This window comes from Brevundimonas sp. MF30-B, assembly GCF_004683885.1.
Taxonomy (GTDB): domain Bacteria; phylum Pseudomonadota; class Alphaproteobacteria; order Caulobacterales; family Caulobacteraceae; genus Brevundimonas.
Genome location: NZ_CP038440.1, coordinates 1,216,820 through 1,228,745 on the forward strand (window position 1 = coordinate 1,216,820; position 11,926 = coordinate 1,228,745).

An 11,926-nucleotide genomic window follows, 5' to 3' on the forward strand; every position below is an offset into this window, starting at 1 on the left:
TGGCGTTTCTTGCGACGATGCCGTGACGGCAGGCAAGAGGCGAGGTCGCCGCGCATGCATCAGCGCTTGGCCTGAGGGCCCCGCTGGGCCAAGCTGGACGGCGAAAAGGGGAGTGGCTGATGGCCGAACCGCGCAACCGCTATTCGACAGTCTCGCTTACGCTGCACTGGCTGATCGCCGTGCTGGTCGTGGTGCAGATTTTTCTGGTCAGCGACGCCAACACAGATGGTCCGAACGCGGGCTTCTGGATCGGCCTGCACAAATCGACGGGGCTGAGCATTCTGGTGCTGACCCTGGTCCGGCTGGGCTGGCGCATCGCCAATCCGGCCATCGCCCTGCCGGCGGATCAGCCCAAATGGCAGCGGGTCCTGGCGCGTGCGACCCATGTGCTGTTCTACGTCGTTTTATTGGCGCTGCCGCTCACCGGCTGGCTGGCGTCCTCTGCGGCGGGTCGCGACATCGCCTGGTACGGACTGTTCCAATGGCCGCTGTTGCCGATCGGCGGCGGACGCGAGACGGCGGGTCAGCTGATGGACATTCACCGCGCCCTGCCCAAGCTGCTGTACGTTCTCCTGGCGCTTCACGTGGCGGGTGCGCTGAAGCACCAGTTCATCAACCGCGACAATGTGCTGCATCGGATGATCCCCTTCATCCCCCGCCGGCCGTGACGCCTTCCTCCGCGCGCGACGCCGCCGACGCCCTGCGTGCGGGGCGGCTTATCCTGCTGCCGACCGAGACCGTCTATGGCCTCGGCGCCGATGCGGGTGATGCCCAAGCTGTGGCGGCGGTGTTCGAAGCCAAGGGCCGGCCGCGCTTCAACCCGCTCATTTCCCACGTCGCCGACGCCGTCGCAGCCGAGCGTATCGCCGTGATGGATGACCGCGCTCGCGCCCTGGCCGAGGCGTTCTGGCCGGGGCCGCTGACGCTGGTCATGCCGGTGCGGGACCGTGAACGGGTCTGCGACCTCGCGCGCGCGGGATTAGACAGCGTCGCGGTCCGCGTGCCCGGTCATGCTAGGGCGCGCGAGATATTGGCCCTGTTCGACCGGCCGGTGGTGGCGCCGTCGGCCAACCGGTCGGGACGGCCCAGCCCGACGACCTTCGCCGACGCGGTCGAGGAAACGGGCTTCGCCGTCGCGGCCGCCGTCGATGGCGGCGACTGCGCGGTGGGGGTTGAGAGCACCGTGGCCTCGGTGCTGGACGGCCGGGTCAGCTTGCTGCGTCCCGGATCGGTCACGCGCGAAGAAATCGAAGCGGTGGTCGGCGCTCTGTCAGATGACGGGCAGGGACACCGTTCGCCGGGGCGGCTCTCGGTCCATTACGCCCCTGACGCGCCCGTGAGGATCAACGCTGTCGAGGCGCAGACTGGGGAAATCCTGCTGGGCTTTGGGCCCGTTCAGGGTGATCCGCGGTTCGTCTTGAGCCGCGGAGACGACCTGCGCGAAGCCGCGGCCAATCTGTTCCGGCGGTTTCGGGAGGCGGATCGCGAGCGGCCGACCGGCATCGCCGTCGCCCCGATCCCGGCGACGGGTCTGGGCGAGGCGATCAATGATCGGCTGAAGCGCGCGGCGGGGTTCGTCGGTTAGGGCTGAACCGCGCGGACCGTCGGGGCGGCCGGGGGGGCGCAGCCCTGCTGCTGACCTATGCCCTTCAGGTAGGCGCGGCGGGTGAGCCCTGCGCGATAGGCGCGCTCGACCTCCTGGCTGTGCGCATGAGCGCCGGTGAGGCGCCGAACCCAACTGCGGAAGGGGATGAAATCTGTCGTGGTGTCGCGCACCAGGCCCAGCGCAGCGTCGGCGGCCTGCTCGTCGGTGCGTGATCCGTCCGGCGCCAGGTCAGAGTCGAGGTCGGGGCCCAGCGCCTCGTCCAGCTTTGTGATTTCGGCGGCGATGGCGGCGCAGCCGGTGATGCCGGCGATGCCGTAGGGGCGATAGCGCGCTTCGATCAAGGTCTCAGGCACCTCGGCGCGACGCAGGTTCAGGTCTTCGAGCGGGGCGGCCACGGCGTCGCCGACCCCGCCCTGAAACCGATCGGTTCCATGCTGCAGGGACATGCCCCCGCCGCATGCGGCGAGCGGGAGGGCGAGGCCGGTGATGACGGCGCAATGGTGAAGCTTCATGCCCCCATAGCGCCGACCGACGCTCTCGGTTCCCTCACGAAGCCGTGGCTATTCCGCCGTCCAGCCGCCGTCGATGGAGAAGCTGGCCCCATTGGCCGACGCGCCCAGGTCTGACACCAGATAGAGGAACAGGCCCGCCAGTTCGTCGGTCGTGACGAACCGCTTGGTCGGTTGCTTCTTCAGGATGACCTCGTCGATCACCCGATCCTTGGAAATGCCGTGGGTGCGCGCCTGATCGGCGATCTGCATCTGAACGATCGGCGTCTCGACGAAGCCGGGGCAGATGGCGTTGCAGGTGATGTTCTCGCGCGCCAGCTCCAGCGCGACGGTCTTGGTCAGGCCGATGACGCCATGTTTGGCGGCGACGTAGGCCGACTTGAACGGGCTGGCGACCAGGCCGTGGGCCGAGGCGATGTTGACGATCCGTCCGCGGCCCTGCGCCTTCATGATCGGCACCGCCGCGCGGGTGGCGTAGAAGGCCGAGGACAGATTGATGGCGATGATCTGCTCCCACTTGTCGGTGGGGAACTTCTCAATGGCTTCGACGTGCTGGACGCCGGCGTTGTTCACCAGAATGTCCAAGCGACCCAGGTCGTGCTTGGCGAAGGCGACCATGTCGGCCACCTCGTCGCCCTTGCGCATGTCGGCGCCGTGGTAGCGCACGCGCACGCCGTTGGCGGCTTCCATCTCGGCGCGGATGCGCTCGATCTCCGACGGATCGCCCAGACCGTTCAGCACGACATCGCCGCCCCGCGCCGCAACCGCGCGCGCCAGGCCCAGTCCGATGCCGGACGTCGAGCCGGAGATCACGGCCACCTGACCCTTCAGTTCGCCGACGCCCCGGAAGGCGGCCTTTTCACCATCGGCGGCCTCGCCGCGTTTGGGCCACTGGAACATGCGCTGCATCCACCCTTGTCGTTATCGTCAGCCCGATCAGCCTAGCCGTTGAGAACGAGCTTGGCGACGGCCGGTTCAGTTATTTCCCTGCCTGGTGAATATCCAGTCGGTCTCTGTCGAGGCCGAGGCGTCGAAGCGATAGCCGTCGCGATCGAAGCCTTTCAGGTCACGGGCGTTTTCAATGCGCTGTTCGACCGCGTAGCGCGCCATCAGACCGCGCGCCTTCTTGGCGAAGAAGGATATGATGCGGCTTTCGCCGTCGCGGATCTCGCGGAACTGCGGCGTCACGATCGGCAGGGTCAGGGCCTTGGCGTCGACGGCGCCGAAGTATTCCTGGCTGGCCAGGTTCACCAGGGTCGGGTCGGCGTGCCCCTCGGCGTCGGCGTTCAGCTGCTTCGAGATCCGATCGCCCCAGAAGTCGTACAGGGTTTCGCCGCGCCGGGTTTTCAGCCGCGTGCCCATCTCAAGCCGATAGGGCTGCAGGCGATCCAGCGGGCGCAGAACGCCGTAGAGGCCTGACAGAATGCGAAGATGATCCTGGGCAAACGCCATGGCCTCGGCGTCCAGAGACCGGGCGTCCAGACCCTGATAGACGTCGCCGGCGAAGGCGATCGCGGCCTGCAGGCCCATGTCGGGGCTGTCCGGGTCGAAGGCCTTGAACCTGGCCTGGTTCAGCTTGGCCAGGTCTTCGGACAGGTGCATCAGCCGGCGCAGATCGGCCTGGGTCTGGCGACGGGCGGTGCGCGCCAGGCTGGCGGCGTCCTCCATCATGCGGGCGCGCGTGGCCGGCAGAGGGGTCTTGGGTTCGGCGAAGTCCAGCCGCTTGGCCGGGGACAGGACGATCAGCAAATCGGTTCTCCGGGGACGGTCGCGTCCAGATAGGGCGCTTCGCCGCCGATTTGAACCGCAAGGCTCAGAACAGAACGGCGGGGTTCATGATCCGCTGGGGGTCGAGCGCCTGGCGGATCGCGCGCATGGTGTCGATCTCGAGCGCCGACTTGTAGCGCCTGGCCTCGTCGGTCTTGAGGCGGCCCAGGCCGTGCTCGGCGGAGATGGAGCCTTCGTAGCGTGCGACGATGTCGTGCACGACCTGCGACCCCTCGGCCCATCGGGCCAGGAAGGCGGGCAGATCGGCGCCGGGCGGGCACAGCACGTCGTAGTGCAGATTGCCGTCGCCGACGTGACCGAAGGCGGACACCCGCGCCCCCGGATGGAAGCGCTCCACCGCGGCGGTCGCCTCGTCGAGGAAGTCGGCGATGCGCGAAACGGGCACCGACACGTCATGCTTCCAGCCGCCGCCCTCGGGCTTGAGCGCGGCGGACTGCTCTTCGCGCAATTTCCAGAAGGCGGCGCGATGGGCCTCGTTCTGAGCGATGGCGGCGTCGGTGATCAGACCACGTTCGAAGGCGTCGACCAGCAGTCGCTCCAGCGCGCTTTCGGCCGCGCCGGGCTCGCCGGAGGCCAGTTCGATCAGGACATACCAGTCCGGCGTCGTCTCCAGCGGCTCGGGGACATCGGGGATGTGGCGGATGGCCAGGCCGACACCCAGTCGTTTCATCAGTTCGAACGCCTCGACGCCGCCGCCCGTCTCGGCCTTGGCGCGGGCAAGAAGTTCGATCGAAGCCGCCGCGCTTTCCAGGCCGACCACGGCGGTGGCGCGGCTGCGCATGATCGGAAACAGCTTCAGGGTCGCGGCGGTGACGACGCCTAGCGTGCCCTCGGCGCCGATCAGAAGCTGTTTGAGGTCATAGCCGGTGTTGTCCTTTCGCAGCCGCTTCAGGCCGTTGAAGATCTCTCCGTTGGGCAGCACGGCCTCCAGGCCCAGCACCAGGTCGCGCATGACGCCATAGCGCAGCACCTGGGTGCCGCCCGCATTGGTCGAGATCACGCCGCCGATGGTGGCCGTGCCCTCCGCCGCCAGACTGAGCGGAAAGCGGCGGCCGGCCGTGGTCGCCGCCTGCTGCGCTTCCAGCAGGGTCACGCCGGCCTCGACAGTCATGGCGTCGTCCAGCGGCGTGACATCGCGCACGGCCCGCATCCGCCGCATCGACAGCAGGACTTCGCCATAAGGAATCTGCCCGCCCACCAGGCCGGTCCCGCCGCCCTGAGGCGTGATGGCCACGCCGTGTTCGGCGCAGATCCGCACGGCCTGCGCGGTCTGCTCCGTCGAGCGCGGGGTCAGCATCAGTGGCGTGTGGCCGCTCCAGCGTCCGCGCCATTCCGTCAGCCAGGGCGCGATCTCGGCCGGATCGTCGGTCCAGCCGCCGTCGCCGAGGGCGGACTTCAGAGCAGCGATCGCGGCGGGGGAGGGCGCGGGCATGACCCGTTCTGGCAAAAGCGTGTGCGCGGCGAAAGCGCAAAGCTATGCTCAGGCATGATTCATGCTCGAGTGCGATCGTGACGCCTGTGCCCGCCGCCGGCGTGGTTTGTCTGCGTGGCGATCAGGTGCTGCTGATTCGGCGGGGTCTCCCGCCGCGCGTCGGCGAATGGAGCCTGCCGGGCGGCCGGATTGAGCCGGGCGAGCGGGCGGCAGACGCGGCGCTGCGCGAACTTGTCGAAGAGACCGGCGTGACGGCGGAGCTGGCCGGGCTGATCGACGTGGTGGACGGCCTCTTTCCAGAGATCGGCCGCCACTATGTGCTGATCGACTATCTGGCGCTGTGGCGCGAGGGGGAGCCCGTGGCCGGCGACGATGCGGTCGAGGCGGCGTTTCATCCGATCGCGGCTGTCGATCACCTTGTCGGCTGGGACGAAACGCGTCGGATAATCCATGCCGGTGCAGCCATGGCGAGCCGCTTTTAGATTACGGCGTTGTCATCGTCGCAGCCTGCGGTTTTCGTGGTCTTTGAGCGGGCTTGCCCGTAAGCTTCGGATATCGAGGGAGGCTGACTGAATGACCTGGTTTCTGATCGCGCTCGCCATATTGGGCGTGGGCTTTGTGTTCAGCGTCGTGAAGATCGTGCCGCAAGGGCGCGAATTCACCGTCGAACGCTTCGGCAAATACACCAAGACCCTCTCGCCCGGCATCCACATCCTGACGCCCTTCGTCGAGAAGATCGGCCGTCGCATGAACATGATGGAGCAGGTCCTGGATGTGCCGACCCAGGAGGTCATCACCAAGGACAACGCCATGGTGAAGGTCGACGGCATCGTCTTCATCCAGGTGATGGACGCCGCCCGCGCGGCCTATCGCGTGGACAACCTGCCGTATGCCATCTCGCAGCTCTGCATGACCAATCTGCGGACGGTGGTCGGCTCCATGGAGCTTGACGAGGTGCTGAGCCAGCGCGACGCCATCAACACGCGTCTGCTGCACGTGATCGACTCGGCCACCGAGCCGTGGGGCGTGAAGGCCAACCGGATCGAGATCAAGGATCTGACGCCTCCGACCGACATCACCAACGCCATGGCGCGTCAGATGAAGGCCGAGCGCGAGCGCCGAGCCGTCATCACGGAAGCCGACGGCGAGAAGCAGGCCGCCATCGCACGCGCCGAGGGTGCCAAGCAGGCCGCCATCCTGGAGGCCGAAGGCCGCCGCGAAGCCGCCTTCCGTGACGCCGAGGCTCGTGAGCGCGAGGCCGAGGCCGAGGCTAAGGCGACGGCCATGGTGTCCGAGGCCATTGCGCGCGGCGACGTCAACGCCATCAACTATTTCGTGGCTCAGAAATACGTCGAGGCCTTCGCGGAACTGGCGCGCAACCCGACGGCCAAGACGGTCATCGTCCCAGCCGAGATGTCCGGCCTGGTCGGCACCATCGCCGGCCTGGGCGAACTGGTCGGCCTGGCCAAGGAGCAGCAGCAGGGCCGCACCGATACGCGCGCCTCCGCACGACCTGCGGCCGCGCCTCTGACGTCGGCCTCGGCGCCGCCGGCCCAGCCCCGTCCGCCGCGCAACACCGGCGGTTCGGTCCCTCCCACCACCTAAGGATAGAGGCGCGAGATCATGGATCCGGTCCTTTCCATCTACGCCGCCCAGCCGTTCTGGATCTGGTTGGGCCTGGGCGTCTTCCTGCTGGCGATCGAGGCGGCCTTCACGACCGAATGGCTGCTGTGGCCGGCCGTTTCGGCCGGCGTGGTCGCACTGATGACCGCGCTTGGCCTGCGCTTCGGCTTCGGCGTCGAGCTGATCATCTTCGCCGTGCTGACGGTGATTTCGACCCTGGCGTCCAAGCGTCTGGTCAAGCGGGTCAATCCGGCCGAGGCCCCGGACATCAACGCCCGCGACACCCGCCTGGTCGGACAGCGTGCGCGGGTCACCGAAGCCTTCGTCGGCGGCCGGGGGCGGGTGTTCGTCTCCGGCGCTGAGTGGGCGGCCGACATTGAGGGCGCCGCGCCCCTGGCCGGTGAAGACGTCATAGTCGACAGCGTGATTGACGGCGGTCGGCTGAAGGTGCGCTCGGCCTAACGCCGCAAAGCGATCTCGGCCACGCCGCGATTCGCCAGCCCGTCGGCCCGTTCATTCAGGACGTGGCCGGCGTGGCCCTTCACCCAGTGCCATTTGACGTCGTGGCGCGCGCGAGCGGCGTCCAGCCTGCGCCACAGGTCGTCGTTCTTGACCGGCTTCTTGTCAGCCGTCTTCCAGCCGCGCGCCTTCCAGCCGTGAATCCATTCGTTGATCCCTTGCATGACGTATTTGCTGTCGGTGTGCAGGTCGACGCGGCAGGGACGCGTCAACGCCTCCAGAGCCATGATGGCGGCCATCAGCTCCATGCGGTTGTTGGTGGTCAGCGGCTCGCCGCCCCACAGTTCCTTCTCGCGGCCCTGGCCGGCCTGAAGGATCGCGCCCCAGCCGCCAGGACCAGGATTGCCCTTGCAGGCGCCGTCGGTGTGGATGATCACGTGACTCATGGGCGCGGCCTTACAGCTTCCCTTGGCGCGCCGCCATCTGTCGGCCTATATGACCGAGTAGGCATCGAGACGGGCGCAGTCGCCCCCATCCAGGAGTATTCGCCGTGGGCGCCATGAGCATCTGGCACTGGGTCATCGTGATCGCACTGATCGCCCTCCTGTTTGGCGGGCGCGGCAAGCTGTCCAGCCTGATGGGCGACGCCGCCAAGGGCATCAAGGCCTTCAAGGAAGGTTTGAAGGACGACGACAAGGGGCCGACCGACGGCGTCAGCTCCCTGCCGCGCACCGATGCCGAGAAGGAAGAGCTGAAGCGCTGATCCCGTCGCTTCGCGAAAGTCATCGATAGATGGGTGGTCTTGGTCCCGGCATAAGCGGGCTGGAAATCCTCGTGATCGGCCTGCTCGCCCTGTTGGTGGTCGGGCCAAAGGACCTGCCTGTCCTGATGCGGCGTGTCGGCAAGGTGATGGGCAAGGCCCGCGCCATGGCCAATGATTTCCGCGCCAGCTTCGACGAGATGGCGCGTCAGTCCGAGCTGGACGAACTTCGCAAGGAGGTCGAGGCGCTGCGCACCGGGCAAGGGATGCATCCGCTCGGCGCAGACGCGGAGGAGGCCTTTCGAGCAATCCGTCAGGATCTGGATGCGCCCGCCGCCTCATCATCGGCCCATCCTGTGCTGACTGGTCCCGAGGAATGGCCCGACATGCCGGTGTCGGAGGTCGCGCCCGAGCCGCCCCCGGACGTCTCCGAGCCTGTCACAAAGCCGGAGCCGAAGGCGACGGTGAAAACCAGAACGGCTCAGCCCAAGGCGCGCAAGTCCGCTACGCGGTTCAAGAAGGTCGACCCATGAGCGCCGCCGACCGCGACGAGGCTGAAATCGAGGCGTCGCGCGCGCCCTTGATGGATCACCTGATCGAGCTGCGGAACCGGCTGCTGGTCTGCGTGGTCGCCTTCATCGCCGGCTTCATTCTGTGCTTCGCCTTCGCGGAGCCTCTGTATGTTTTCCTGGTGAAGCCGTTTGCCGCTGCGGCGGCCTTCCATGCGGCCGTGCCACCGGGCGGGCATGTCTCGCCGCTCGATCTGATCGCAGGGACGATAGGGTTGCGCCCCCTGCCGCATGTTGATGGTCAGACGGTCAATCTGATCTACACCGCGCCGCTGGAAATCCTGTTCACCAAGATGAAGCTGGCGGCCTTCGGCGCCGTCATCGTGGTGTTCCCGATTCTGGCCTGGCAGCTGTATCGCTTCGTCGCGCCGGGCCTGTACCGCAATGAAAAGGGCGCCTTCCTGCCGTTCTTGTTCGCGGCGCCGGTGCTGTTCCTTCTGGGTGCGGCGCTGGTCTATTTCGTCATGCTGCCCTTCGTCATGTGGTTCTCGCTCAGCCAAGCCATCAACCAGGATGGCGTGACCGCGGCCCTGCTGCCCAAGGTGTCGGAATACATGAGCCTCGTGACGGCGCTGATCCTGTCGTTCGGCCTGTGCTTCCAGCTTCCGGTGATCATGACCCTGCTGGGTCTGGCGGGGCTGATTTCGTCCAAGTTGATGGCGGAGGGGCGCCGCTACGCCATCGTCGCCGTGGCCATCTTGGCCGCCGTCGTCACGCCGCCCGACCCGATCAGCCAGCTGATGCTGCTGGTGCCGCTGGTGCTGCTCTACGAGGTGTCGATCTGGTGCGTCCGCATCATCGAGATACGCCGCAAGAAGCGGGATGAGGAAGAGCTCTCGACAAACCGAGCCTAGGTTTTCGGAGCGAGGATAATGGGTCAAGCCGATCGCTACACGCCTGCCGGGGTGTCCCGCCGCGGCTACATGGCCGTCCTGGCGTCGATCAGTGTCGTCAGCGTCGTTACGGACAAGGCCCTTATCAATGCGCATCTCTGGCTTTCGGCGCCGCACAGCTTGGCCGTAAGTGTTGCGTTTTTCGCGGCTTGGCTCTTCGTTTTGGCCCGTTTTAGACCCGTGCCCCCGGCAAACCGATGGCTTGTTTTGGGGACCCTTGCACTCGTTATTTCGCCGATCGTCAGCTGGCTGTGGGGCGGCTGGTGTCTCTTGGTTGGTGACTGTGAGTTCTGATGGGTTGGCTAAACGCAAGACAAAGGGCCGGCGGATCCCTCCGCCGGCCCTTCTTTTCGTTCAGCCGCCGTCGATCAGCAGCTGTAGTACATGTCGAACTCGACCGGGTGGGGGTGCAGCTGCAGGCGCGCCACCTCTTCCTGCTTCAGGGCGATGTAGGCGTCGATGAAGTCGTCATCCATGACGCCGCCCTTCTTGAGGAAGGCGCGATCGGCGTCGAGCGCCTCGAGCGCTTCCTTCAGCGAACCGGCGACCTCAGGGATCGAGCCGCGTTCTTCGGGCGGCAGGTCGTACAGGTTCTTGTCGGCCGGCGCGCCCGGATCGATCCGGTTCTCGATGCCGTCCAGGCCCGCCATCAGCAGCGCCACGAACGTCAGATAGGGGTTGCCCATCGGATCGGGGAAGCGGGCTTCGATGCGCTTGGCCTTGGGCGAGGACACCCACGGGATGCGGATCGACGCCGAGCGGTTGCGCGACGAATAGGCCAGCTTCACCGGCGCTTCGTAGCCCGGAACCAGGCGCTTGTAGGAGTTGGTGGTCGAGTTGGCGAAGGCGTTGATGGCCTTGGCGTGCTTGATGATGCCGCCGATGTACCACAGGCAAAGATCCGAGAGCCCAGAGTATTTGTCGCCCGCGAACAGGGGCTTGCCGTCGCGCCAGATCGACTGGTGCACGTGCATGCCCGAGCCGTTGTCGGCGAACATCGGCTTGGCCATGAAGGTCGCCGACTTGCCATAGGCGTGGGCCACGTTGTGGATCACGTACTTATACAGCTGCAGCCGGTCGGCCATGGTCAGCAGGTCCGAGAACTTCAGGCCGAGCTCGTGCTGGGCCGGCGCCACCTCGTGGTGGTGCTTCTCGGGATCCAGACCCAGCTCCTTCATGACGCTGAGCATTTCGCCGCGCAGGTCCTGGCCCGAATCGACCGGATTGACGGGGAAGTAGCCGCCCTTGGCGCCGGGGCGGTGGCCCAGGTTGCCCTCGGCGTATTCCGAACCGGTGTTGGCCGGCAGCTCGACCGAGTCGAAGCTGTAGCCGGTGTCGTGGGCCGCAGTGGACCAGCGCACGTCGTCGAAGACGAAGAACTCGGCCTCGGGACCGAAGAAGACCTGATCGCCCACGCCCGATGACTGGACATAGGCCAGGGCCTTCTTGGCCATGGAGCGGCTGTCGCGATTGTAGGGCTCGCCCGTGTCCGGGTTCAGCACGTCGCAGAACAGGAACAGGGTCGTCTGCTGATAGAAGGGGTCGATCCAGGCGGTCGACAGGTCGGGCTTCAGCAGCATGTCGGACTCGTTGATCGCCTTCCAGCCGGCGATGGACGAGCCGTCGAACATCGTGCCTTCTTCGAGGAATTCCTCGTCGACCAGGTCGATGTCGAAGGTGACGTGCTGAAGCTTGCCGCGCGTGTCGGTGAAGCGGAGGTCGACGTACTGGACGTCTTTGTCGGCGATGTCCTTGAGGATGGCCTTGGCGCTCATGATCTCGAAGGGTCCTTTTCTTGGTCTTGTCAGGCGTGGGGAGGGGAGGGTGACGAAAAACGGCCGTCGCTAGGACGGCCGAGGGTGGGTTCAGATAGCTTGGGGGCCGGTTTCTCCGGTGCGGATGCGGATGACGTCCTCGACCGGAGAGACGAAGATCTTGCCGTCGCCGATCTTGCCTGTCCGGGCGGCGGACTGGATGGCCTCGAGGACGGATGCGACCATGTCGTCAGGAACCACCACCTCGATCTTCATCTTGGGCAGGAAGTCGATGACGTACTCGGCCCCGCGGTAGAGCTCTGAATGGCCCTTCTGACGCCCATAGCCCTTGGCTTCGATGACGGTCATGCCCTGGACGCCGGCGTCCTGGAGCGCTTCCTTCACTTCATCGAGCTTGAACGGCTTGATGACGGCTTCGATCTTCTTCATGGCGGTCCCGTTGCGTGGCCGTTGCGGCTCTACGCTCGGGCTCTAAAGGGACAGTGCATTGCACTATAAGGCAAGCGTCTTTT

The 11,926-nt window shown here is 66.4% G+C and carries 16 protein-coding genes; 9 read left to right on the forward strand and 7 right to left on the reverse strand.

All coding sequences use genetic code 11. The features are described from left to right. Positions 1–119 precede the first annotated feature (119 nt). Both E4M01_RS06145 and E4M01_RS06150 read left to right on the forward strand, forming a co-directional pair. A complete protein-coding gene (locus E4M01_RS06145; RefSeq protein ID WP_135061737.1) occupies positions 120–668 on the forward strand; it encodes a cytochrome b in 549 nt (182 codons plus the stop codon). After that, positions 665–1,585 (forward strand): L-threonylcarbamoyladenylate synthase, encoded by a 921-nt coding sequence (locus E4M01_RS06150; RefSeq protein ID WP_135061736.1) that lies wholly within the window; start codon positions 665–667, stop codon positions 1,583–1,585. The genes E4M01_RS06145 and E4M01_RS06150 overlap by 4 nt, the downstream gene beginning before the upstream one ends. On the opposite strand, the gene E4M01_RS06155 is transcribed toward E4M01_RS06150, so the two are convergent. The 4 genes from E4M01_RS06155 to E4M01_RS06170 all read right to left on the reverse strand — a co-directional run bounded on the left by E4M01_RS06155 (position 1,582) and on the right by E4M01_RS06170 (position 5,335). Then, positions 1,582–2,118, reverse strand: coding sequence for a hypothetical protein (locus E4M01_RS06155; RefSeq protein ID WP_135061735.1), 537 nt, complete (start codon positions 2,116–2,118; stop codon positions 1,582–1,584). The two genes, E4M01_RS06150 and E4M01_RS06155, sit on opposite strands and share 4 nt — an antisense overlap. Positions 2,119–2,166: 48 nt before the next feature. Further along, complete coding sequence (locus E4M01_RS06160; protein ID WP_135061734.1) at positions 2,167–3,015, reverse strand: 3-hydroxybutyrate dehydrogenase; 849 nt, start codon at positions 3,013–3,015, stop codon at positions 2,167–2,169. A 75-nt stretch (positions 3,016–3,090) separates the two neighbouring features. Continuing rightward, complete coding sequence (yaaA, locus tag E4M01_RS06165) at positions 3,091–3,864, reverse strand: peroxide stress protein YaaA (RefSeq protein ID WP_135061733.1); 774 nt, start codon at positions 3,862–3,864, stop codon at positions 3,091–3,093. A gap of 64 nt (positions 3,865–3,928) precedes the next feature. Next, positions 3,929–5,335 carry an FAD-binding oxidoreductase gene (locus tag E4M01_RS06170; protein WP_135061732.1) on the reverse strand — a complete coding sequence of 469 codons (1,407 nt, stop codon included), beginning with the start codon at positions 5,333–5,335 and terminating at the stop codon, positions 3,929–3,931. A gap of 74 nt (positions 5,336–5,409) precedes the next feature. Here E4M01_RS06170 and E4M01_RS06175 point away from each other — a divergent pair, with 74 nt between their 5' ends. The 3 genes from E4M01_RS06175 to E4M01_RS06185 all read left to right on the forward strand — a co-directional run bounded on the left by E4M01_RS06175 (position 5,410) and on the right by E4M01_RS06185 (position 7,420). After that, positions 5,410–5,817, forward strand: coding sequence for an NUDIX hydrolase (locus tag E4M01_RS06175; RefSeq protein ID WP_371682920.1), 408 nt, complete (start codon positions 5,410–5,412; stop codon positions 5,815–5,817). Positions 5,818–5,908: 91 nt separating this feature from the next. Further along, positions 5,909–6,940 carry an SPFH domain-containing protein gene (locus E4M01_RS06180; protein WP_135061730.1) on the forward strand — a complete coding sequence of 344 codons (1,032 nt, stop codon included), beginning with the start codon at positions 5,909–5,911 and terminating at the stop codon, positions 6,938–6,940. A gap of 18 nt (positions 6,941–6,958) precedes the next feature. Continuing rightward, a complete protein-coding gene (locus tag E4M01_RS06185) occupies positions 6,959–7,420 on the forward strand; it encodes an NfeD family protein (RefSeq protein WP_135061729.1) in 462 nt (153 codons plus the stop codon). Here E4M01_RS06185 and rnhA read toward each other — a convergent pair. After that, on the reverse strand, positions 7,417–7,863 hold the full coding sequence (rnhA, locus tag E4M01_RS06190; RefSeq protein WP_135061728.1) for a ribonuclease HI: 447 nt from the start codon (positions 7,861–7,863) through the stop codon (positions 7,417–7,419). The two genes, E4M01_RS06185 and rnhA, sit on opposite strands and share 4 nt — an antisense overlap. 104 nt (positions 7,864–7,967) lie before the next feature. Between rnhA and E4M01_RS06195 the strand changes: the two genes are divergently transcribed. The 4 genes from E4M01_RS06195 to E4M01_RS06210 all read left to right on the forward strand — a co-directional run bounded on the left by E4M01_RS06195 (position 7,968) and on the right by E4M01_RS06210 (position 9,933). Next, complete coding sequence (locus E4M01_RS06195) at positions 7,968–8,180, forward strand: twin-arginine translocase TatA/TatE family subunit (RefSeq protein WP_135061727.1); 213 nt, start codon at positions 7,968–7,970, stop codon at positions 8,178–8,180. A gap of 71 nt (positions 8,181–8,251) precedes the next feature. Further along, a complete protein-coding gene (gene tatB / locus E4M01_RS06200; protein WP_245158153.1) occupies positions 8,252–8,710 on the forward strand; it encodes a Sec-independent protein translocase protein TatB in 459 nt (152 codons plus the stop codon). After that, positions 8,707–9,600 (forward strand): twin-arginine translocase subunit TatC, encoded by an 894-nt coding sequence (gene tatC / locus E4M01_RS06205; RefSeq protein WP_135061725.1) that lies wholly within the window; start codon positions 8,707–8,709, stop codon positions 9,598–9,600. Before tatB ends, tatC begins: the two co-directional genes overlap by 4 nt. 18 nt (positions 9,601–9,618) lie before the next feature. Next, positions 9,619–9,933 carry a hypothetical protein gene (locus tag E4M01_RS06210; protein ID WP_135061724.1) on the forward strand — a complete coding sequence of 105 codons (315 nt, stop codon included), beginning with the start codon at positions 9,619–9,621 and terminating at the stop codon, positions 9,931–9,933. Positions 9,934–10,007: 74 nt separating this feature from the next. On the opposite strand, the gene glnA is transcribed toward E4M01_RS06210, so the two are convergent. Together glnA and E4M01_RS06220 are read right to left on the reverse strand one after the other, a co-directional pair. Continuing rightward, positions 10,008–11,417, reverse strand: a complete 1,410-nt coding sequence (glnA, locus tag E4M01_RS06215) for a type I glutamate--ammonia ligase (protein WP_135061723.1) — start codon at positions 11,415–11,417, stop codon at positions 10,008–10,010. A gap of 87 nt (positions 11,418–11,504) precedes the next feature. Then, positions 11,505–11,843: a P-II family nitrogen regulator gene (locus E4M01_RS06220; protein WP_135061722.1), complete on the reverse strand. Its 339-nt coding sequence runs from the start codon at positions 11,841–11,843 to the stop codon at positions 11,505–11,507. Positions 11,844–11,926: the final 83 nt, after the last annotated feature.

Excerpts from the sequence above, each read along its gene's own strand:
- tatC (WP_135061725.1), top strand. The coding sequence starts at position 8,707 with ATGAGCGCCGCCGACCGCGACGAGGCTGAAATCGAGGCGTCGCGCGCG.
- E4M01_RS06185 (WP_135061729.1), top strand. The coding sequence starts at position 6,959 with ATGGATCCGGTCCTTTCCATCTACGCCGCCCAGCCGTTCTGGATCTGG.
- E4M01_RS06145 (WP_135061737.1), top strand. The coding sequence starts at position 120 with ATGGCCGAACCGCGCAACCGCTATTCGACAGTCTCGCTTACGCTGCAC.
- E4M01_RS06155 (WP_135061735.1), bottom strand. The coding sequence starts at position 2,118 with ATGAAGCTTCACCATTGCGCCGTCATCACCGGCCTCGCCCTCCCGCTC.
- E4M01_RS06220 (WP_135061722.1), bottom strand. The coding sequence starts at position 11,843 with ATGAAGAAGATCGAAGCCGTCATCAAGCCGTTCAAGCTCGATGAAGTG.
- E4M01_RS06170 (WP_135061732.1), bottom strand. The coding sequence starts at position 5,335 with ATGCCCGCGCCCTCCCCCGCCGCGATCGCTGCTCTGAAGTCCGCCCTC.
- rnhA (WP_135061728.1), bottom strand. The coding sequence starts at position 7,863 with ATGAGTCACGTGATCATCCACACCGACGGCGCCTGCAAGGGCAATCCT.
- E4M01_RS06160 (WP_135061734.1), bottom strand. The coding sequence starts at position 3,015 with ATGTTCCAGTGGCCCAAACGCGGCGAGGCCGCCGATGGTGAAAAGGCC.
- E4M01_RS06180 (WP_135061730.1), top strand. The coding sequence starts at position 5,909 with ATGACCTGGTTTCTGATCGCGCTCGCCATATTGGGCGTGGGCTTTGTG.
- E4M01_RS06210 (WP_135061724.1), top strand. The coding sequence starts at position 9,619 with ATGGGTCAAGCCGATCGCTACACGCCTGCCGGGGTGTCCCGCCGCGGC.